The 21,260-nt window shown below is 68.5% G+C and carries 11 protein-coding genes; 5 read left to right on the top strand and 6 right to left on the bottom strand.

The annotated features are described in order from the left end of the window. Nucleotides 1-243: 243 nt before the first annotated feature. Nucleotides 244-1,434: a PP2C family protein-serine/threonine phosphatase gene (locus tag H180DRAFT_RS21460; protein ID WP_055487748.1), complete on the top strand. Its 1,191-nt coding sequence runs from the start codon at nt 244-246 to the stop codon at nt 1,432-1,434. Between the two features lie 50 nt (nt 1,435-1,484). On the opposite strand, the gene H180DRAFT_RS21455 is transcribed toward H180DRAFT_RS21460, so the two are convergent. The 3 genes from H180DRAFT_RS21455 to H180DRAFT_RS21445 all read right to left on the bottom strand — a co-directional run bounded on the left by H180DRAFT_RS21455 (nt 1,485) and on the right by H180DRAFT_RS21445 (nt 3,815). Then, nucleotides 1,485-1,985, bottom strand: coding sequence for a MarR family winged helix-turn-helix transcriptional regulator (locus H180DRAFT_RS21455; protein WP_055487747.1), 501 nt, complete (start codon nt 1,983-1,985; stop codon nt 1,485-1,487). Nucleotides 1,986-2,414: 429 nt separating this feature from the next. Then, entirely contained in the window at nt 2,415-3,035 is a 621-nt protein-coding gene (locus H180DRAFT_RS21450) for an L-threonylcarbamoyladenylate synthase (RefSeq protein WP_055487746.1), read from the bottom strand. A 93-nt stretch (nt 3,036-3,128) separates the two neighbouring features. Beyond that, nucleotides 3,129-3,815 (bottom strand): HAD family acid phosphatase, encoded by a 687-nt coding sequence (locus tag H180DRAFT_RS21445; protein WP_055487745.1) that lies wholly within the window; start codon nt 3,813-3,815, stop codon nt 3,129-3,131. A 342-nt stretch (nt 3,816-4,157) separates the two neighbouring features. On the opposite strand from H180DRAFT_RS21445, the gene H180DRAFT_RS21440 reads away from it, so the two are divergent. Then, the gene (locus tag H180DRAFT_RS21440; RefSeq protein WP_055487744.1) at nt 4,158-4,733 is read left to right on the top strand and encodes a M23 family metallopeptidase; all 576 of its coding nucleotides are present in this window, start codon (nt 4,158-4,160) and stop codon (nt 4,731-4,733) included. Nucleotides 4,734-4,867: 134 nt separating this feature from the next. Here the strand turns inward: H180DRAFT_RS21440 and H180DRAFT_RS21435 are convergent, their stop codons facing one another. Beyond that, nucleotides 4,868-7,753, bottom strand: a complete 2,886-nt coding sequence (locus H180DRAFT_RS21435; RefSeq protein WP_055487743.1) for an AfsR/SARP family transcriptional regulator — start codon at nt 7,751-7,753, stop codon at nt 4,868-4,870. 488 nt (nt 7,754-8,241) lie between these two features. On the opposite strand from H180DRAFT_RS21435, the gene H180DRAFT_RS30820 reads away from it, so the two are divergent. Next, on the top strand, nt 8,242-8,370 hold the full coding sequence (locus H180DRAFT_RS30820) for a DUF6408 family protein (protein ID WP_302622450.1): 129 nt from the start codon (nt 8,242-8,244) through the stop codon (nt 8,368-8,370). Nucleotides 8,371-8,427: 57 nt separating this feature from the next. On the opposite strand, the gene H180DRAFT_RS21430 is transcribed toward H180DRAFT_RS30820, so the two are convergent. Both H180DRAFT_RS21430 and H180DRAFT_RS21425 read right to left on the bottom strand, forming a co-directional pair. Continuing rightward, nucleotides 8,428-10,542: a DUF2075 domain-containing protein gene (locus H180DRAFT_RS21430; protein WP_079100304.1), complete on the bottom strand. Its 2,115-nt coding sequence runs from the start codon at nt 10,540-10,542 to the stop codon at nt 8,428-8,430. 202 nt (nt 10,543-10,744) lie between these two features. Continuing rightward, nucleotides 10,745-12,634, bottom strand: a complete 1,890-nt coding sequence (locus H180DRAFT_RS21425) for a DUF2075 domain-containing protein (protein ID WP_055487741.1) — start codon at nt 12,632-12,634, stop codon at nt 10,745-10,747. A 317-nt stretch (nt 12,635-12,951) separates the two neighbouring features. Here H180DRAFT_RS21425 and pglW point away from each other — a divergent pair, with 317 nt between their 5' ends. Both pglW and pglX read left to right on the top strand, forming a co-directional pair. Continuing rightward, nucleotides 12,952-17,643 carry a BREX system serine/threonine kinase PglW gene (gene pglW, locus H180DRAFT_RS21420; RefSeq protein ID WP_055487740.1) on the top strand — a complete coding sequence of 1,564 codons (4,692 nt, stop codon included), beginning with the start codon at nt 12,952-12,954 and terminating at the stop codon, nt 17,641-17,643. After that, nucleotides 17,640-21,236, top strand: coding sequence for a BREX-2 system adenine-specific DNA-methyltransferase PglX (gene pglX, locus H180DRAFT_RS21415; protein WP_055487739.1), 3,597 nt, complete (start codon nt 17,640-17,642; stop codon nt 21,234-21,236). The genes pglW and pglX overlap by 4 nt, the downstream gene beginning before the upstream one ends. Nucleotides 21,237-21,260: the final 24 nt, after the last annotated feature.

The raw sequence follows: 21,260 nt of genomic DNA, 5'->3' as shown, positions 1-21,260 counted from the left end.
CTCGTGGCGGAAAGTTGTCGTCGTGCAAGTACCGCACGCCACCTCCGAGGGCGGACCGCCCCGCGTTCGCCCGGGCCGCACGCCGGAGTTCGGACGCAAAGGTTCCACCTGTGATCTCGTTCACATCTTCGACATACAAGTGAAGGTTTGGTGTCGCGTACTCTGGCCATGACACGCACGACCGCGAAGCGCTCACCGGCGCCGAGCCGCCCCTCGTGCCCGACATGGCGAGAAGCAGGACAAGTGGACAGATTCGCTGTGGTCGAACGCGCTCTGCGCGCCGCCGCCCCCCACGAGCTGCCCGAGGTCGTCACCAAGGCGATGCGGCAGCACTACGACGCGCTCGACGTGCGGCTGCGCATGGCGGACTACGGGGTACGGACACTTCAGGCCGTGGAGCCCGTGCCGTTCACCACCGAGCCGGTGCCCATCCATGACAGCCCGCCGGGCCGTGCCTTCGGCGCGCAGGAACCGGTGGTCGAACTCGACCCGGCTGCCCACACGTTGACCGCACACCTCGCGGTGAGCGTCCGCGGCGACCGCGTCGGCGTGCTGTCGGTGGTGTTTCCCGAACACATCGACATCAAGCCGCTGCTGGGCCAGCTGGAACAGCTCGGCATGGCGCTCGGCCACGAGATCATGGTCGCCGAGCGCGACACGGACATGTATCTGCTGGCCCGGAGGGCCTCGCGGCTCACCCTCGCCGCCGAGATGCAGTGGCAACTGCTGCCGGGGCGCTCGTGCCGGCGGTCCGAGTTCGCCCTCGGCGCTCATCTGGAACCCGCGTACGCGATCTTCGGCGACAACTACGACTGGTCCGCCTCCGCCGACCACCTCACCCTCTCCATCACCAACGGCATGGGCGAGGGAATCGAAGCCGCCCTGCTCACCAACCTCGCCGTCAACGCGATGCGCAACGCCCGCCGTGCGGGCCTCGGCCTCGCCGACCAGGCGTGCCTCGCGGACCAGGCCATCTACGCCCGGTACGACGGCCAGGCGTACGTGTCGATGCTGCTGCTCCGCTTCGAGCTGCTGTCCGGGCGCGTGGAAGTCGTGGAGGCGGGCTCACCCCGCACCTGGCGCGTCAGGGAGGGCAAGGTCGAACCCCTCCACTTCGAGGCCCAGTTGCCCCTCGGGATGTTCGAGGACACCCTCTACGTCGCCCAGCGCTTCGACGTACGGCCGGGCGACCGCCTCCTCTTCGCGAGCGACGGCGTCTACAACACGGTCTCGAGCACCGGCGAACACTATGGCGAGAGCTCCCTCACGCGCGCGCTGAACGCCAATCGGCTGCTGCCCGCGGCGCAGGTGCCCCAGGCCGTCCTCCGTGATCTCGCCGGCTACCGGGGGGTCGCACCGCTCGACGACGACGCGCTGGTGCTCTGCGTCGACTGGCATGGACGCGGGGCCGCCGAGGGTGGGGACGGGCACTGACCACCACCGCCACGGTGCGGAAGGTGCGCGGCCCGTCGGCCTGACCGCGGTCAGGCCGAGCTCTCCACCTGTCCGCCGCCGCTCAGTCCCAGTTCGGGGTGGGCGCCTTCCGCGGCGTTCCGGAATCCCCTGAGGCCTTCCGTCAGAGCCGCACGGGCCCTCGGCGTCATGGCGGCGACCGTGGCCGTCAGCGCCTCCTCTCGCCGGTGTCGCAGATCGCGCAGGTAGTCCCTCCCCTGACGCGTCAGGTGCAGCTCGAGCTCCCTGCGGCTTACCGGGCTGGGCGAGCGCTCGAGGAAGCCCAGCGCCTGGAGACGGTCGCACAGCCGGCTGACGGAGGACGCCGCGGAGCCCAGGGTCTGGCCGAGCGTGCGCAGGTTCATGCCCTCGTCACGCTCCAGGCAGTAGAGCACTTTCAGCTGCGAAGCGGACACGGGCGACGGGGAGACGGCCTCACGCCCCCGCTCCCACAGCACCTCGAGCAGTTCGAGCACTTCACGGGCCTCCGCGGCCGCGTCCTGCGACCCACGTTCCCGTGACTGTGCGGACAAAGAGCGGTTCTCACCCTTCACAGCGGCACTCCGACCCGGGTCGACCGATCCGCGATGCGACCCCTGATGCGACCCCTGATGCGATGCAGCCTCAAAGCTTCATTCCCACGCCTTCGAGTTCCGAAAGAGATCAGATCCGGCACCGGCACTCCCGTCACGCGCCCCGGGCACGCCTGCGCTCCTGGAAACGCGCCGGTGCGCGGGCCGTGACGCCGGACCGTGCTGCGGAGACACACCGCTCTGACCCTTGTCGGACGACAAACATACTCCGGGGATTCGTCTGCCCGGCCCCGGCCGCCGGTACACCTTTCTCCTGTCCCCGCGGCGCGGACGCCGGGCCGCGGGGCCCCTGCACATCGGCGCTGCCGGGCCGGGACGTCTTCTCCGCGGGGCGCTGTGAAGCCCCGGTCCACAGCGGTCACCGGCCGGCTACTCGAAGCGTGAGACGTCGCCCGCGCCCCTGCGCACGATCTCGGCAGCGCCGCCGGAGAAGTCGATGACGGTGGTCGGCTCCGTGCCGCAGTCGCCCGAGTCGATCACCGCGTCCACCACGTGATCGAGCCGTTCCTTGATCTCCCAGCCCTGCGTCATCGGCTCCTCCTCGTCGGGCAGGAGCAGCGTGCTGGAGAGCACCGGCTCGCCGACCTCGGCGAGCAGCGCCTGAGTGACCGCGTGGTCGGGGATGCGGACCCCGACGGTCTTCTTCTTCGGGTGCAGCAGCCGGCGCGGCACCTCCTTGGTCGCGGGGAGGATGAAGGTGTAGCTGCCGGGCGTGGCCGCCTTGATCGCACGGAACACGTCGTTGTCGACGTGCACGAACTGGCCGAGCTGCGCGAAGTTCTGGCACACGAGGGTGAAGTGGTGACGGTCGTCGAGGTTCCGGATCGACCTGATCCGGTCGATGCCGTCGCGGCTTCCCAACTGGCATCCCAGCGCGAAACAGGAATCCGTCGGGTACGCGATGAGGGCGCCGTCGCGCAGACTGGCGGCCACAGCGCCGATGGTGCGGGGTTGCGGGTTGTCGGGGTGCACGTCGAAGTACTTCGCCATCCACCGACCCTATGCGACCTGCGGCTCCGGCGCCCATGGCGGGCACGGCGCCCTCCCCGTTCCGTCACCGGTGCGGCATCTCAGTTCAACGCATCAGTTCAACGCACCGTCGTAGTCGGGCAGTTTGAACGTCTTCTCGGCGTGACCTCCCACGATGTCGGTCGGGGTGTTGCCGATATTGGCGATGATCTTGTAGCCCTTGGACTCGATCTCGGCACGCTTGGCGGTCTTGTACTTGCTGACCTCGTCGAAGATGTCCGGCAGATCACGCAGGTAGAGCCCGTCGATCGGGTATCCGGTCTTCTCCAGGTTGTCCTTCGTCAGCCAGTGGATGATGCCCGGGCGGGCGGTGACGAAATAGACGTCCACACCGCGGGAGTCCGCGTAGCGGGCGAGCTCCAGCGTCTGCTCGACAGGAGGCGTCGGCAGCTCCCAGATGGGGTGGAAATGCGTCTCCAGCGAGGTGTTGTCGATGTCGAGGACGATCGCCATCTTCTCGCCCGCGCCTCGCGAGATGCGTTCTTCGAGGTACGGGCGGGCTTCGTCCGTCACTGCGCTCACGTCGCGCTTCCAGGTCTCGTAGTCGACCTCCGCGCGCGTGCCGCTGCCGCCGCGGTCGGCCTGCTGCTCAGCCGGCGCGGCCGAAGTCGTGCGTGCGGCCTGCGAGTCGGCCGTGGCGGAAGCGGCGCTCGCAGACGTCGCACCCGCCGCCGTCACCGTCGCCACCGCCGCACCGGCGACGGAGACCGCTATCCGCGTTGTCAATGTGCGTCCATGCATGGGGGGTTCACTCCTGGGTCGCAGAACCGGCAGGGAACGGCCCGTCGCCGGATCGACGAGGAGCCCGTGGCATGCTCACGTCTCATCATGACCGGATCGGAAACATCCGGCTACCGATCGGTAGCAATTGGTGTGTTCCAAGCCGTCTGAACACGCCCCGGACGCAGGCCGGTTGGGGTCACCTTCGGTCCACCAGGGGCCGCCGGACCGCGGATTCCCGCGCGGACCGGCCCGCTGGACGGAGCGTCGCCGCCGCTCCCGCGCACGTACCCGCCCGCATGTATCCGGTTTGTATGCCCGGCTCCTTGAATCGCCCGGTCAACCGACGACAAGGAGAACGTCATGCAGAAGCATTACCGCCGGTGGCTGGCGGCCGGGAGCGCGGTGGCAGCCCTCGTGGTCACGGCTCCGATCGCCGCTGCGACGCAGGAGAAGTCCTCGTCACAGACCGCGCTGAACGGACGGCCGTCCTTCAAGATGCCCTTCGAATGCGGCCAGAGATGGCTCGGCAGCAACTGGCGCGGCCACAGTCCCGCCCACTCCATCGACTGGAACCACTACAACGCCGCCGGCGGCACGGACGATTACGGCCGGCGCGTGTTCTCCAGCGCCCGCGGCAAAGTCCTCGCCTCCTACTACTCCACGAGCACCGGGTACGGCAACACGATCGTCATCGGTCACGGGGACGGCTGGCGCACGCGGTACGCCCACCTGAAGACCCGTGCCGTCAAGCGCGGAGACCACGTCCGTGCGGGCCAGCGCATCGGCCGGGTCGGCAAGTCGTCCGCGGTCTACAACATCTCGCCGCACCTGCACTACGAGCAGATACACGACGGGCGGACGGTCGTCTCCGTCATCCAGGGCGTGCGGTGGAGCGACTACCTCAAGCGCTACCAGACGAGCAAGAACCGCTGCTGAACAAGCACTGCCGAGACGGGAGTCCACCATTCCACAGGGCTCTCCGAATCCGGCGACGGCGGTCCCGGTGAGGCGGTCCGGGTACGGCGGAACAGCCGTACCCGCGTCCGCCCGCCGGTGCGCCCCGTCCCGCTTCAGCGCAGCGACCGCAGCTTCGCGTCCACGAGCGCGGCCTGGTCGCGGGCCTCCAGGCGGCGCCACGTCGAGAGGGAACGGTGGAAGTAGCTCCGGGCGGTCTGCTTCCGTCCGGTGGCGTGGTGCAACTCGCCCAGCAGGCACGCCACCCGCGCCTCCGCCCGGCGGTCACCGAGCTGCTGCTGCACGGCGAGCGCGTCGTTCAGCATCGCCGACGCCTCCCTCGCGTTGCCCTGCCGCAGGCACAGTTCCCCGATGCTCTGCTGTACGTAGGCGGCACAGTGGGCGTCGGACAGCTCGTCGAAGATGCCGCGTGCGCGCTCCAGTTCGGCCCGCGCCGCCCTCGGTTCGCCACGCAGCTCGTGCAGTTCGGCGACCCGCCGGCGCACCTGGGCCTCCCGGTGCCGGTCGCCGACGTCACGGGAGAGCTCCAGCGCGCCGGAGAGCCAACCGGCCGCGGCTCCCGGGTCCTTCCGCTCCAGCCACACCGAGGCGATCGCGTTGTGTGCGACCGCTTCACCGTGCCGGTCGCCTGCCTTTCCGAAGGCGTGCAGCGCATCGGTGAACGCCTCGAGGGCGGCGTCCAGGTCGCCCACGACCCGGTGCACGGACCCGGCTCCCGCAGCAGCGACCGCCTCGCCCGGCAGATGCCCGAGACCCGCGAACAGCGCGCGGGACCGCTCGAAGCACGCGCGGGCATCGCCGTACCGGTCCTGGTAGAGGTGGAGCTGGCCCAGGTTGCGCAGCAGCGCCGCGGCCCGGACACAACTCGGATCTTCCATGGCGTCGAGTGTGAGCCGGTGAGTCCTCAGCCAGTCCCCGTAGTAGCCGCGCATGTCGAAGAAGCTCGCCAGTTCCACGGCCAGGTCCGCGGCACGCGAGACCCGGCCGAGACGTATCGCGGAATCCACCGCGGCGACGAGGATGCGGCGTTCGCTCTCGAACCACTCCACCGGCCGGGCACACACCAACTCCGCCATAGAGGACTCGGGGCCCCTCAGGGGTGCCGGCTCGCCGAGCACGCCCAGGAAGCGGGTGGGCATCGCGGAGTTCGCACTGCGGGCGAGCCCGATCAGGGCGTCGATCACCCGCGCCTGCTGCCGCTCGCGCACCTCCCTGCCGTCTCTGCCGGCCAACTCCCGTGCATAGCAGCGCAGCAGGTCGTGCATGCCGTAACGCTGCACCCCGAGACGGTCGGTGCCCGCAACCTCGACCAGATGCTCGTCGAGCAGCGTCTCCAACGCCACGGCGGCACTGCCGGTTTCCTCCATGGCCACCGCGACGGTCCAGCCGGCCACGGCAATGTCTCCGAGCTGACCGAAGGCACGGAAGACCCTCGCCGCCGCGTCGGGCAGATGCCGGTAGCTCAGCTCGGCGCTCGCCCGCACCTCCATCTCGCCGGTGCGGAGCTGGTCCAGCCGGTCCCGCTCGTCGTGCAGGAAGTCGGCGAGGGTGGCGGCGGTCCAGCCGGGACGGTTCGCGAGCCGGGCACCTGCGATCCGCACGGCCAGCGGCAGTGAGCCGCACCCGTCGATCACCCGGTCCACGTCCGCCCCCTCGCCGCGCAACCGGTCCGCTCCGGCGACCGCTCCGAGGAACGCACGGGCCTCGTCGCGTCTCATGACGCCGAGGGGCGCGCTGTACGCCGGAAGCCCCGGCATCCGGCGGCGCGAGGCGACCAGCACCGCCGAGCCGCCGGTGCCCGGAAGCAGCGGCCGGACCTGCGGGGCGCCGGCGGCGTCGTCGAGGACGATGAGGACGCGCCGCTGGGCCAGGCGCGAGCGGAACAGCGCGGCCCGCTCGCCCGGTTCATCGGGGATGGTGCTGTCGATGACGCCGAGGCCGCGCAGCATCTCCGCCAGCACGTCGGCCGGTTCGCGCGGCTGATCGCTCGTCCCGCCCAGGTCGGCGAAGAGCTGACCGTCCGGGAAGGCACCACGCACCCGGTGCGCCACATGGACAGCCAGCGTGGACTTCCCGGAGCCGGGCGGGCCCGACACGATCGCGACGACCGGCTGCCTGCCCGCCGACGACAACAGGCCTTCCAGCGCCTCGATCTCCTCGGCGCGGCCGGTGAAGTCCGGGACGTCCATAGGCAGTTGGCACACCGGTTCGGGGACAGTGGTGCGCCGACGGCCTGCCCAGCCGTTGATCTCCTCCCCGATGGCGCGCAGCGGTCCGCTCGGCTCGATGCCCAGCTCGGCGGCGATGATCCGCTCCGCCTCGGCGTATGCGGAGCGGGCCTCAGCGATGCGGCCCGCGTCGCGCAGGGCCTGTACGACCATGCGCCACAGGTCCTCCCGCAGCGGATCCTCGGCCAGCCGGGACCGTAAGTCGGCGACCAGGGACGCGTGGTCGCCCGTCCGCAGCCGCACCTCCAGGCACTCGTCGGCCGCGACGGATCTCAGTCCTTCGAGCCGGGTGACCGCCGGATCCCACACCACGCTGGACGGCAGGTCCTGGAGCACGCTGCCGCGCCAGAGGCGGAGCGCCGACTCGTAGCCGCGCAGCGCCGCGGCGTCATCGCCGCGGTCGCGCTCCGCGCGGGCGTCCTCCAGCCGTTCCTCGAAGAGCAGCGCGTCGATCTCGCCGGGAGCGAGCAGGAGCGCGTAGCCGGAGGACTCCGTCCGCAGCTGCGTGGCTGTCCCCGCTGCGGCCAGGGCCCGTCGCAGCGACCGCACGTAGGTGCGTACGTTGGCGACGGCGGACGGAGGCGCGCCCCCGGGCCACAGCACCTCCGTCAGCAGGTCGACCGAGACGAAACCGTTCGGCTGCAGCAGCAGGGTGGCGAGCACCGCCCTCGGCTTCGGTCCGCCGACGGCGAGCGGGGCGCCGCCGGCCCGCACCGTGAGTGGCCCCAGGATTCCAAATGCCGGCTCCCCCATCCGCACGCCTCCGCGACAGACCGCAATCGGGGCCGCAGCGTACCGGTGCACGGGCGAGGCCGAACAGGACTGCGGGGGAACCGTCCGCGCGATCGCCGCCGTCGCGGAGCGGATTCGCGTCCCGGACGTTGCTCGACCGCAGCCGGCCCCTCGGAGTCGAGGGCGCACGCGGCTGCGAGGGGTGGGTGCGAATACGACGTCCTCCAGTTCGCCACCCAGCCGCAGCCAAAGACTCGTCGACACAGTGGCCGCCTTCGGCCGGAGAACACTGTCGGCCGACGATGGGCGGAATTGGATCACAGTCAACTGCCTTGTGTACTACGGTTGTTGGTGCTGCGCACCTTCCCGGAGGGTACGTCGGCGGTGTTCAGGTGCCCGTCCTCGGCCGAGGCTGACGAGTGGTTTCCATCGCGTGCTCCACGCGGTGTGAGTGCGGTGCCCGGTAGGGCCCCCTGCCATTCCCAGCTCACGCCAAGGAGTGGTTCCGCATGAATCCCGTTGAGTACAAGCCTGCACGTCGTGATCGGCTTCGCGAGATGCTGGTCGACGTCGCCGTGGGTGTCACCGCCAATCTCGTTGTGGCGGCCCTTACTGCGGCAGCGCACCTGGTCCTCTGACACAGGCGTGTGGCGGGTCCGGAGAGCCCGCCACCATCTGCTTCCACGAGGCTTCGATCAGAACAGCTTCAGATCCGGTCGCTGTGAAGCCGACGTCCTCCGGTTACGGCCGCGCCCCCTCCGGGGGCGGGGCAGGTGGGGTCTGCGTGCTTCCTGCGGAAGGTTGTCCCAGGTGGGACGCAGTCCTTGGATCTCGACCGCGCCTACCATTTGTTTCAGGTAGGCCCGTGTCTCCTCATCCGTTGAATAGAGCACCGTCGCACGGCTCGCCCGGGTCATCAGCACGTGGTAGGCGTGACGGACCAGCCGGGCGAACTCTTCGTCGTCGACGCTGCCGGGCTTCACTTTCGGGTCGAACGAACCGGGTACGGCGACGCGCTTGACACCCTTTTCCGGGCCTGCGCAATGCTTGCCCCGGCGGAAGACCCATCGGCCATCACGGCGCACCATGTCATCACCCATGATCACACCACACCAATCCCATTCGAGGCCTTGTGCGGTGTACACACAGCCGATCTGGTCCAGGCCGTTCTTGTGCACGGACCAGATCTTCGACGGTGGTGCGTCGTTCTCACAGAAGGTGTCACTGTCCGCGTTCCAGGCCCGGTGCCAGTCGCCGATGCGAACGTCGGTCTCCAGCCTTTTCTCCTTGCCGAGCGGCTTCGTCCAGGGCCAGCAGTAACCAGCGACCATGCGCGCCGAAGCCCCCGCGAGGGCTTCGGCACGAATGATCAATTCCAACTCCCCGGGGGTGTCTGCCACCTCGACGTGCATGAGTCCGTCCTGCGTCCACTCCTGCGGTGCCTCGTCCGTCACCCCGAGCAGGGCGCGCACCCAGCGGATGTATGCATCGCTGCCGCCGCAGCGGAACTGCTCCCGGAGCTCGTACCGCTTCAGCTGAGCACCGTGCCGCCTCGCTGCGTCCTCGATCAGGTCCACGGTTCCGACCTCGTTGGGCCGTACGGACTGCCCCTCGTCCAGGAAGAAGACAGCCAGACGGGAGGCATCGAGGAGCTCGTCCACCTGAGGCCGTGTGCCCTGTTGTTCGGGCTTCCAGAAGCGGTTCGTCGAACGGTCCCGCAAGCGGTGTGCCTCGTCGCAGATGAGCACGTCCAGGGGAGGATCAGGCGGAGTCACGAAGTGGCTGAAGTAGGTGAACGTCTCCCTGAACTCGCGGTCACCGTAACCGACGTGTTCCTGGATCGCGCCATTGAAGGCCCTGCTGCCGCTGGCATACTTCACGGTCCGTCCCTGTGCCTCCAGCTCCGCCTTGAGTTGCAGGCCGACGGCGCTCTTGCCGGTGCCGGCGCCACCAGTGACCAGAAAGATCACCCGCCGTTCGTCCGGTATGAGAGCAGGGTGCCGGGGGTTCGGGAGAACTTGCGAGGCGGTTCCCATGATCTGGTCGGCCACGGCTTTCTGCCGACCGCGCAGCGTGAAGACTGTGTCCTCGCCGCGAGAACAAATCATGGCGTCGAGCAGCGGTGTGTTGCGCAGACCCATGCGACTCAACAAGATCTCGGCCTCGGAGGCGCCACCTTCCTCGTCGAAGCTCTCCCGGAGATCGGACATCAGCTCTTCCCGCCCGTCCTTGGTGTACACCCGGGCGTAAGGACCGGTGGGCGCGTCGATGTCGTTCAAGGGGCGCACGGACTCATCCGTGGCGTTGTGCAGGTAGGCGAATCCGCCGCATTCGAAACTCAGCCCGTTCAGAGGCCCTCTGTCGCCTGTGAACGCGTCGTAGTACCGGCGCAATTGAAGGGCGGGGTGCTTCTTCGCCTCCTCCATGCCCGGTACGTGCACCAGATCCGCAGTGGCCTGCTCCACCCTGGTCACCAGGGACCAGCGCTTCAGCTCGACGAGTTGCACGGACAGACGTCGGCCCTCCTGCGGGTGACGCCCCACGAGCACGACATCGATGAGCCGCGGATCACCCGGGCGTTCGGCTTCATCGAGCGTGGCGGCGCATTCGACGATCATCTCCACATTGCCGCGACCGGCGTCGACCAGATCACCGGCAAGGCTGACCAGACTCTCCGCCCAGGCGGAACGCTCCGTCAATGAGGCGTCCGAGCCTCGGAAGTGCCGCCATCTGTCGGCGAGATGCGGCACCATGTGCCTTCTTGAGTTCAGAGTGAGCAGATCCTGCGCTGCCAACTTCAGCAGGAGCATGGACACGAAGTGATTCCCCCAGGACACGAGTGACTCGTGCGGGTGGGGGCATGTCCTCAGGTGGAAGCCCGTCGGGCCGCGATCGGTCCGGAGATCATAGGCAAAGGGCCGCTTGCAGAGAAACGGCAGAGGGTTCTCGGCGGAGCTGCTGGCATCGCGGCTGAATGGCGATGCCAGTGATGTCGGTTTGCCCACCGCTCCGTCAGGCCATGGCGTGGTCCCGGTCCACACGGCTGCCCACCAGATCCCGCAGCTTCTGACGCGTCTCCGGGTCCGTCGAATACACGACGGTGCCGATCATGCCTCGGGTGAGCAACACCTTGTAAGTGTTGCGGATGAGACGGTCCACATCGGCGTCGGGAGTGGAGCGCTTGAAGACCGGGTCCTTGGACGCCGTGCGGTCCGTGACCCACCGGTCGCTGCGCCACACCAGGTCCGGCCCGATGATGACTCCGGACCAGTCGTACTCGAAGCCCTGGGCGGTGTAGACGCAGCCGACCTGCCCGAAACCTGCGGGGTCGGTGGCCCACAACGCCGCCGGAGGCGCACCGGCAAGGGATCGTTCACCACGCAGATTCCAGGGCCGGGCCCACTCGCCGACGACGACGTCGGGCTGCAGCGGATCCCCCGGCTTGGGCTCCCGCGACCAGGGCCAGCAGTAGCCGGCGGACATGCGGGCACTGTAGTTCCGCGCGCGTCGAGCCTCGAGGAACGCCTCCATCTCCTGTGGGCTGTCGGCGACCAGCAGCTGCATGCGATCGTCGGGCTCCCACACCACCGGGTCGCCGGATACCAGTCCGAGAAGCCGTACCACCCAGCGCAGATAGGCGTCGCTGCCACCACAGCGGAACTGGCCCTCCAACGGAACGACATGGCACCCCAAGCCCTTGGCAGCTGCAGCGGCCTTGATCTCATCCACCGTGCCCATCTCGCCAGGACGCACGACCTGGTGTTCGTCGAGGAGGAAGACAGGGACACGGGCGACGTCGATGAGTTCGTCGATCTGCCGCTTGCCGGTGCGGCGATCGGCAGGGGTGAAGCGGTTGGCGGAGGTTTGCCGAATACGGTGGGCCTCGTCGCAGATCAGGACGTCGAGAGAGTTTCTCTCTGTGGTCATGAAGCTGTTGAAGTACTTGAACAACTCCTGCACCTCACGCTTCCGGGTGCCCGCGACCTTCCGCATCGTCTTGGTGAAGGACTGTGAACCTGTCGCGTGCAGGGCGGGAACACCCTGCCGGTACAGCTCACCCAGCAGTGAGAGAGCGATGACGCTCTTGCCGGTGCCGGGCCCGCCGGTGACCACCACGACTTCCTTGTGGTCGGACCGTTTCGCCTTGCGCACAGCGTTGAGCACCAGCCGGTACGCGACCTGCTGTTCGTCGAGCAGGTCGAACTGCTCCCGCTCCCGTACCTCTTGGGCCGCCACCGCCATCAGCTGTTTCGAGGGCGCGGTCTTCGCGGAGAGAAGTTCGTCGGCCGAGCCTGCGCCCGGGTGCTTGTCGCTCAGCCTGGCGCGGAGGTGGTCGATGAAGGCACCGCGCTGCTCACCGGTGAACAGCTGGCCGTAGTCGTCGTGTTCCGACGCACGCAGACCTGCGACGCCGAACTCGGTGGCGTTGTGGAGGAAGGCCACTCCATTGACTCTGTCAGGGTGCTCGGACACCGCGCCATTGAAGTTGACGATGTAGTCGCAGTAACGGCGCACCTGATCGATGGGATTGAGGACGGCGTGGGCGTAGGCGTCGATACGGCACAGAGCAGGGTCGTCCTCGTCAGGTTCGGCCTGGCTCCATTGCTTCAGCTCCACCACGACGTACGACGGCTCTCCCGTCACCGGGTGCGTTCCGGCGAGTACGGCGTCGGCACGTTTGCTGTTCAGCGGGAGCGCGTACTCGAGCAGGATCTCCACGTCGCCCAGACCCGCATCGTTGAGCGCGGCGGTCAGCGCCGGGATGCTCCGTTCCCAGGAACGCATCTCCGAGGCGCCGGGCCGATAGCCGTGCATGTGGACGAACTGCTCGGTGAGGTGAAGCTGGAGCGAACCGTCGAGCGCCATGACGGCGACCGTTCTTGCGGACGCGCGGAACAGCAAAGAGCTTCCCCCAGGCAGCACGAAGTGACTCGTGCGGGTGGGGGCGTGTCCTTCGAGACTCCACCGGGTGTGGAGCGGAAGCCCGTCGGACCCGCGTTGACGATCCTGAGGGTACCTGGCGGCGGCGACAGAGCCCGTTTCGGGGCGGCAGGGGTCGACGCGTACGTCTCCGGCCCGGCATGCGACCTGACGCCACCTCAACTTACCTGTGAGAATGCACAGTTAGGATTTTCATCCGAGCGGTCGGCCGCCTCACCCCCCACAGGACGGCCGGACAGGGGAGAACGCACCACCGAGTCACGAGGCGGGGACAGCGCATGCGGGAAGGCCGGTGGACCACGGTCACCGAGTCGGAGTTCGAGCACGAGCGTCGCGGTCTGGAGGCCATCCGGGAGCAGTTACCCGACGCCGATCCGTGGCGGGCCTGGTCGAATTTCACCTTCACCGCGAACACGGGTCACGTCCGGGAGGTCGACCTGCTCGTCGTCGCTCCAGGCGGCGTGTGCATGGTCGAGCTGAAGAACTGGCACGGTTCCCTGACCAGCGAGAACGGCACCTGGGTGCAGACCACTCCGAGCGGCCGTCGCCGTCCCTTCCGCAACCCGCTGCATCTGGTCAACAAGAAGGCGAAGGAGCTGGCCGGCCTGCTGGGCCAGCGAGGCAAACGCGTGTGGGTCGGCGAGGCCGTCTGCTTCACCGAGGGTTCGCTCCGCATCCGGCTTCCCGCCCATGAGCGGAACGGCGTGTACACCGTTCCCGAACTCGTCACGATGCTGAAGCAGCCGCCGCACGACGAGCGACGGCGTATCTCGCCCGGCGACTCACGAGAGATCAAAACCGCGCTGGATCGGGTCGGCATCCGCCGCAGCGACGCCGAGTACAAGGTCGGCCCGTACGAACTGGAGCGCAAGGCGTTCGACTCCGGGCCGACCTGGGCCGACTACCTGGCCAAGCACGACGAGTTGCCGGAGACCGCCCGCGTCCGGATCTACCTTCGCGAGCGCGGCTCCGACGCCACCATCCGGCAGTCCGTGGAAGACGCCGCCCGTCGCGAGGCCGCGGTCCTGCAGCGCTTTCAGCACCCGGGAGTCGTGCGCTACAAGCAGTACCACCCGTCAGGGCACTCGGCGGGCCCCGCCCTGATCTTCGACTACGACCCGCAGACTCTGCGCCTGGACGAGTATCTGCTGCAGTACGGGCCGAAGTTGGACATCCTGGGCCGCTTGGCGCTCGTGCGGCAGCTCGCCGAGACGATGCGCTCCGCGCACTCCAGCCGCATTCACCACCGGGCCTTGGCCGCCCGCTCGGTCCACGTCGTCCCCCGCAGCCGCGGTCGGCGGCGCACGGCCGTCGGCGAGGAAACGGCCTGGCTGAACCCGAAGCTGCAGATATCCGACTGGCAGATAGCTACGCAGCGCACGGGTACGGACGGCTCGGGACCGGGCTCTATGCGGCACGCACCGACCGAGCTGTCCACGAGGCACCTGGCCGAGGGCTCCGACGCCTATCTAGCACCGGAGTTGAGAGCGCTCAACGCCGACCCGGTCTACCTGGACGTCTACGGGCTCGGCGTCCTCACCTATCTCCTCGTGACGGGCAGGCCGCCCGCCGCGAGCCAGGCCGAGTTACTCGCCAGGCTGGAGGCCGAGAAGGGGCTGCGCCCCAGCTCCCTCGTGGACGGCCTGTCCGAGGACGTGGACGACCTGGTCCAGATGGCCACCGCCTATCGCCCGGCCCAGCGCCTGTCCACCGTCGACGAGTTCCTCGAGATCCTGGAATCCGTCGAGGAGCGGCTCACCGCTCCGGCCACCGCCTCCAACGGACCGATACCCGAGGAGCCGGAGAAGGACCCGCTCGAAGCCGTCGCCGGGGACCGCCTCGCGGGGCGCTGGGAGGTCCGCCGCCGCCTGGGCACCGGGTCGACCAGCCGCGCATTCCTCGTACGCGACCTGGAGGCCGAGGCACGTGGGACGCGGCCTCTGGCCGTCCTCAAGGTGGCGCTGTCCGACAGCCGCGGCGAGGTCCTCGAACGTGAAGCGGAGGTGATGGGCCGGCTGCGCGCGGACTCCCGCGTCATCCGCCTCGTCGAGCCGCGGCCGCTGCGCATCGCCGGCCGCACCGTCCTCGCACTGGAGTACGTCGGCGACGAGCGGGAGGAGGACGGCGACGGCGCCGAGTCCGGCGGCAAACGCGTCCGGCACCGCCAGGAGACGGTCGCCCGCCAGCTCCGCGAGGGGGGCCGCCTCAAGATCGACCAACTGGAGGCGTACGGCGACTACTTGTTCGGCGCCGTGGACTTCCTGGAAGGGGAGAGCGTCTGGCACCGGGACATCAAGCCCGACAACATCGCCATACGCATCCGCCCCAACCGCACCCGCGAACTCGTCCTCATCGACTTCTCCCTCGCCGGCTATCCGGCGAAGAACCACGAGGCCGGCACGGAGGGCTACCTCGACCCGTTCATCGGCACCGTCACGCGCACCGCCTACGACTCCCACGCCGAGCGGTACGCCGTCGCCGTGACCCTGCACCAGATGGCCTCGGGCGAGCTGCCCAAGTGGGGCGACGGCTCCGTACTTCCCCGGCAGACGGACGCCGAGGAATTCCCGTACCCGACCATCGCCGCCGACGCCTTCGAGCCCGCCGTCCGGGACGGGCTGGTCGCCTTCTTCAAGAAGGCACTCCACCGGAACGCCGCCCGGCGCTACCCCGACCTCAAGCCCATGCGGGACGCCTGGAAGAAGATCTTCCTCGACGCCTCGCAGACCGTCACCTCCAGCCACCGCTCCAACCACACCGATCAACCGGCGGACTCGCCGACAGGCGGGCCCGCCATCGCGGACGCCGAGCCGCTCACCGCGGAGCAGCACCGCGACCGGCTCGCCAAGCAGGTGGGCCGGGAGACCCACTTGTCGGCCGCGGGGCTCAGCCCGGCCGCCGAGTCCTTCCTCTACGGCCTCGGCCTCACCACGGTCGGGGAACTCCTCGACTACAGCCGCCGTAAGCTCCTCAACGCTCCAGGCCTGGGCGCCAAGACCCTGCGGGAACTTCAGCGGCGCCAGCGACAGTGGGGCGAGGCGCTGCGCGAGGCACCCGTCTCGCCGCTGACGCCGAAGGGCCGAGCCGAGGCCAGGGAAGAGCTCGCACAGCTGACCGCAGCCGACGCGGCCGCACTCGGCACCCACGCGGCAAGCGGCAAGGCCGAGGGACTCTCCGACTCCGCGCTGCGTTCGTTCAGCCTCGACGCGCTCACCACCGTTCTGGTCCCGGAGCTGAACAACAACCGCTCCAACCACAACAAGGTCGAGATGGTCCGGCTGCTGCTGCGGCTCCCGAACGAGCGCGGAGTGCTCCCGGACATCGGCGTCTGGCCCAAGCAGAAGGACGTGGCCGACGCGCTGGGCCTCTCGGCCGGCCGCATCCCCCAGATGCTGAGGGAAGAGCGCAAGCGCTGGAAGAAGCACCCGGCCGTGCGGGCGCTGCGCGACGAGATCGTAGACCTGCTGCTGGACCTCGGCCGCGTCGCCTCCGCGGCCGAGATCGCCGACGCCCTCGCGGTGCGGCGTGGCACACAGCTCCCGGAACGGGAACAGCGACGGGCCCTGGCGCTCGCCGCCGTACGGGCAGTGGTGGAGGTGGAGCAACTCGACCCGGAGAACGCCCGGTTCCAGCACCAGCCGAACCGCAAGGCCACCGAGGAGTCGCTCGGGGCGGGTCTGCTCGCCCTGCACGTCCGGGAGGCCGACGAGAACGCGGGCACGGACGGCGACCCGCCGGACACCCCCACCGCGCCCGGTCTCCTCCACTACGCGGCCCGCCTCGGCCACACCGCCGACCGCCTCGCGAAGCTGGACACGCTGCCGACCGCGACGACGGTCCTCGCCGAACTGGGGGCGCTCAATCCGCCGCCGGGCACGCTGGACTGGGACGAGCGGCGCCTGGTCGAACTGGCCGCCGCGGCCTCGGTGAACGCCGCGGCGACGCCGCGTCTGGAGATCTACCCGCGCGACCTGGACCCCGTCCGCGCCCTGCGGCTCACGCAGGCCGGCCTGGTGCGCCTCATCCCCGGGATGGCGGAGGAGCGGCAGCCGGGACTGACCGGTCAGGAGGTGCACGAGCGCGTACGGGCACGCTTCCCCGAACTGGTCTTACGGACGGGCCCGGGCACGGTCGCCCACGAGCTGCCGACGGGCGGCCGTCTGACGAAGGCACTGAAGGACGCGGGATTCGACCTCACCCTCGCCACCCGCGAGGGCACCGGGACGCTGCGCTACCTTCCGGCGCGGATGGACACCGCTTCCAGCTACCTCACCTCCGGCACCTGGCCCCCGTCCAGCGTCGCCAGGACGGCGACGCGCTACCACGACGACGCCGAACAGGCGGCAGAGGCACGCGCCGAGGAACAGCTCGCCGCCTCCTCACGGCGGGACGGCTACCGCGTCCTGACCGTACGCAACGACCTCTCGAGGCGCGCCACGAAGGCGCTGGGCAAGGCGACGGACAGGCGGGGCGGCGCCGAAGCGGTCTCCGTGACCGAGATGTTCCTGGAGGCCCTGCGCGGGCTGGTCCCCGAGGGGACCAAACCCACCTGGGAAACACTGCTCAAGGCGGACGTGGCGAAACCCGGATCCCGGGGGGCCATGAAGTTCGCGGAGTACACACGGACCGCCTGGGTGGCTGTCGAACCCCGCATACGGGAGCTGCTGGACGGCGACCCGCGCTCGGGTCCGGTGCTGCTGACGGAGGCCACGGCCTTCGCCCGGTACAACGCGATGGGCGTCCTCGACAGATGTGCCGAGGCGGCGCGGCAGGGCGGCCGCGGGCTGTGGCTGCTGGTCCCGCAGAGCGACCCGTCGCGGGAGCCGAAGCTGGGCCAGGTCGCAGTGGCGTACCAGGCGGGCTTCGGCGAATGGATCCAACTCAACGATCTCTGGGTCACCAACGCGCACCGCGGTGGCCCCGAGCGGCAGAACGACGAGCGAGCAACCGAGGGGGCCGTCGCCGAATGATCGACCGCAAGGCGCTGTTGGAGGACCTGAAGAAGCAGGTCAAGGCCGCCGAAGCCGACCTGGGCAAGCAGGTGAAGCTCGTCGGCGACACGGGGCAGCGGCTGCGTGCCGAGTACGACCAGGCACGCAAGCTGGGCCGCACGGCGGCGACATGGAACGCGTGGCTCGATGAGCGGGTCACGCAGGTAGCGGTGGCGTGGGTGCTGGGCACGGTCTTCGTCCGCTTCTGCGAGGACAACGGGCTGATACCGGAGCCGTATCTGACGGGCCCGGACGACGACCACCGGGACCTGGCGCTCGCACGGTACGAGGAGTACGTGGCGACCTCCGACGACCCGACGTACCGAGGCTGGCTGGAGCACGCCTTCGAGGAGTTGGGCGCGGGGCAGGCGGGCCGGCTGCTCTTCGACCGTCGCCACAACCCGCTCTTCCAGATCCCCCTCTCCCACGACGGGGCGCGCGACCTGGTCGAGTTCTGGCGCGAACGGGACGAGGCCGGGGTCCTCGTCCACGACTTCACCGACCCGCTGAACGAGGACGGCACGGAAGGCTGGGACACGCGTTTCCTGGGCGATCTGTACCAGGACCTGAGCGAGGCGGCACGGAAGACGTACGCGCTGCTTCAAACCCCTGAGTTCGTGGAGGAGTTCATCCTCGACCGGGCGATGGAACCCGCGATCCGCGAGTTCGGCTACGAGCAGTTGAAGATGATCGACCCGACCTGCGGGTCGGGCCACTTCGTGCTGGGCGCGTTCCGGCGTCTGGTACGGCGTTGGGCGGACGGCCAGCCGGGACGCGACGTACACGAGCGGGTTCGGGCCGCGCTCGACTCGGTTCACGGGGTGGACGTGAACCCGTTCGCGGTGGCGATCGCGCGGTTTCGCCTGTTAGTCGCCTCGATGGCGGTCAGCGGACTGCGGACGCTGGCGGAGGCCGACCGGTACACGTGGCCGGTGCATCTGGCGGTGGGTGACTCGCTGATCAAGGAACGGCAGTTGGAACTGGACCTGTTGGGGGACGCTTCCGGAGACCCGCTGGCGGAGTTCAAATACTCCACCGAGGATGTTCAGGACCACCCGGGAATTCTGGAGCAGGGCCGGTACCACGTGGTCGTCGGCAACCCGCCGTACATCACAGTGAAGGACAAGAGGCTCAACGCGCTCTACCGGGACCTGTATGACGCGTGCGGCGGTACATACGCCCTCTCAGTGCCCTTTGCCCAGCGGTTCTTCGAGCTCGCGAAACGTGGGGACGCCGACGGCCACGGCTATGGCATGGTCGGGCAGATCACCGCGAACTCCTTCATGAAGCGGGAGTTCGGAACCAAGCTGATCGAAAGCTACTTCCGTGACCGGGTGGAGCTGACGGAGGTCATCGACACCTCCGGCGCGTACATTCCAGGGCATGGGACTCCGACGGTCATTCTCGTGGGTAAGCGCCGGGAAGGAAGCGGGCGTTCTGCGACTGTGCGTACGGTGCGGAGTGTGCAGGGCGAGCCTTCCGCACCGAAGAAGGCTAAGAACGGGTTGGTCTGGCGCGCTATCGAGAGTCAGATTGATGAGCCTGGATCGGTCAGCCAGTGGGTCTCCGTCGATGACCTTGAGCGCAGGCGCTTCTTCGGAAAGCAGCCGTGGGTTCTGGCCGACGGTGGTCTTGAGATGCTGGAACAGTTGGCTTCCCACTCTAAAACGGCACTAAGAACAACCGTTGACGAGATCGGCGCGGGAGCCGTAACTCGCGAAGATGGCGCGTACATGATCGGCGCCGGTGCCCTGCGCAGACATGGCATTCCACCGACTCACTGTCGGTTTCTAGTTGAAGGCGGGGAAGTTCGAGATTACCTCGTCCAGAATCCCACGATGTCATTGTGGCCCTACCGTGAGCATGACCTGACCGCCGACGCTCCAGATATTGTCGAGACTCTACTGTGGCCCTTTCGAGTAAGTCTGCGGGGTCGAATTGCATTCGGGAAAAATCAGATTGCCCGGGGGCTCTCATGGTTCGAATACTCCATGTTCTTCAAGAACCGCTACAGGGCTACCCTCTCGATCGCCTTTCCCTTCGTCTCTACTCACAACCACTTCACACTGAACCGCGACAGGCGTGTCTTCATACGCACCGCGCCGGTGATCAAGTTGCGGGAAGGGGCAAGCGAGGAGGAGCACCTGCGGCTGCTTGGACTGCTCAACAGCTCAACAACGGGCTTCTGGCTCCGCCAAGTCAGCCACGACAAGGGACGCCCTGGCGCCGATGTCGCGGGAGCAGATGAACCGTGGGAGCACCGCTTCGAGTTCACAGGAACCAAGCTTGAGCAGTTCCCGCTACCTCGCGAATTCCCGACAGCACGTGCCGCTGAGCTCGACTCCCTTGCACGGGAACTTGGGGCCACCAGTCCTACCGCGATTGCAAGCTCTGGCGTACCCACCACCACAACCCTTCGGGATGGCCGCGACAAGTGGGAAACCATTCGAGGCCGCATGATTGCTCAACAAGAGGAACTGGACTGGGAGGTCTACGCCCTTTACAACCTCCTCGCTGAGGAGATCACGGCACCGCCTGAGTGCATCCCTGGTGTGGCGCCAGCAGAGCGCGCCTTCGCCATAGTGCTCGCTCGGAAGGTCGAACGAGGTGAGGTCAATACTTCCTGGTTCGAGCACCACAACCATAAGTTCACGCCCATCACCGAGATCCCGTCGCACTGGCCCGCCGCCTATCGCGAGGTCGTGCAGAAGCGGATCGACGCCATCGAGTCGAGCCGGGCGATCGGGATGGTCGAGCGGCCCGAGTACAAGCGACGTTGGGCCACCGAGGGGTGGGACGCCCTTCAGGAAAAGGCACTCCGCTCCTGGCTGCTCGACCGGATCGAGGACCGAAAGCACTGGTTCGACGAGAACGACATGCCCACGCTCGTCTCCCTCTCCCGGCTCACCGACGCTCTCTCCCGCGACGACGATTTCGCCTCTGTCGCCAAGCTCTACGCACCCCGCAAGGAACTCCCGGCCGTCGTCGCCGAGTTGATGACCGACGAGCACGTGCCGTTCATCTCCGCCCTGCGCTACAAGCCTTCCGGACTCAAGAAGCGCGAAGACTGGGAGCACGTCTGGGATCTCCAGCGGCAGGAGGATGCCGCGCCGGACGAGCCGACCAAGCGCAAAATACGGGACTTCATACCCGTGCCCCCCAAGTACACCTCGGCCGACTTCCTGCGGCCCTCCTACTGGAGAGCGCGCGGCAAACTTGACGTACCCAAGGAGCGGTTCATCTCGTACGAGCAGAGCAACGTCGCAACGCCGGACCTGTACGGGTGGGCCGGCTGGAACCACCAGGAGCAGGCGTACGCCCTCGATGCCTACATCGCCTCACACGAGGCCCTGACCACCGAGGAGTTGACGCCCTTCCTCGCTGGGCTCCTGGAACTCCAGCCGTGGCTGGACCAGTGGCACGACGAGTTCGACTCCACTTTCGGCACCTCCCCAGCCGCGTTCTTCCGCAGCGACCGGCAGAGCGTCCAGGGCGAGCACGGTCTCACCGATGACGACCTGCGCGGCTGGCGCCCTTCTGCCGCGACGCGCGGGCGACGCGCGAAGAAGTAGCCGGGCAGCGATCGGCCCCGCGAC

It is taken from the genome of Streptomyces sp. WMMB 322, from assembly GCF_900090145.1.
In the GTDB taxonomy this organism is placed as follows: domain Bacteria; phylum Actinomycetota; class Actinomycetes; order Streptomycetales; family Streptomycetaceae; genus Streptomyces.
Note: the sequence above shows the minus strand (reverse complement) of the source record. Positions and strands in the feature narration are given on the sequence as shown.

What these genes read in the sequence shown, in the direction of transcription:
- H180DRAFT_RS21450 (WP_055487746.1), bottom strand. Translation starts at nt 3,035, where the DNA reads ATGGCGAAGTACTTCGACGTGCACCCCGACAACCCGCAACCCCGCACC.
- H180DRAFT_RS21445 (WP_055487745.1), bottom strand. Translation starts at nt 3,815, where the DNA reads ATGCATGGACGCACATTGACAACGCGGATAGCGGTCTCCGTCGCCGGT.
- H180DRAFT_RS21440 (WP_055487744.1), top strand. Translation starts at nt 4,158, where the DNA reads ATGCAGAAGCATTACCGCCGGTGGCTGGCGGCCGGGAGCGCGGTGGCA.
- H180DRAFT_RS21435 (WP_055487743.1), bottom strand. Translation starts at nt 7,753, where the DNA reads ATGGGGGAGCCGGCATTTGGAATCCTGGGGCCACTCACGGTGCGGGCC.
- H180DRAFT_RS30820 (WP_302622450.1), top strand. Translation starts at nt 8,242, where the DNA reads ATGAATCCCGTTGAGTACAAGCCTGCACGTCGTGATCGGCTTCGCGAG.
- H180DRAFT_RS21430 (WP_079100304.1), bottom strand. Translation starts at nt 10,542, where the DNA reads ATGCTCCTGCTGAAGTTGGCAGCGCAGGATCTGCTCACTCTGAACTCA.
- pglW (WP_055487740.1), top strand. Translation starts at nt 12,952, where the DNA reads ATGCGGGAAGGCCGGTGGACCACGGTCACCGAGTCGGAGTTCGAGCAC.
- pglX (WP_055487739.1), top strand. Translation starts at nt 17,640, where the DNA reads ATGATCGACCGCAAGGCGCTGTTGGAGGACCTGAAGAAGCAGGTCAAG.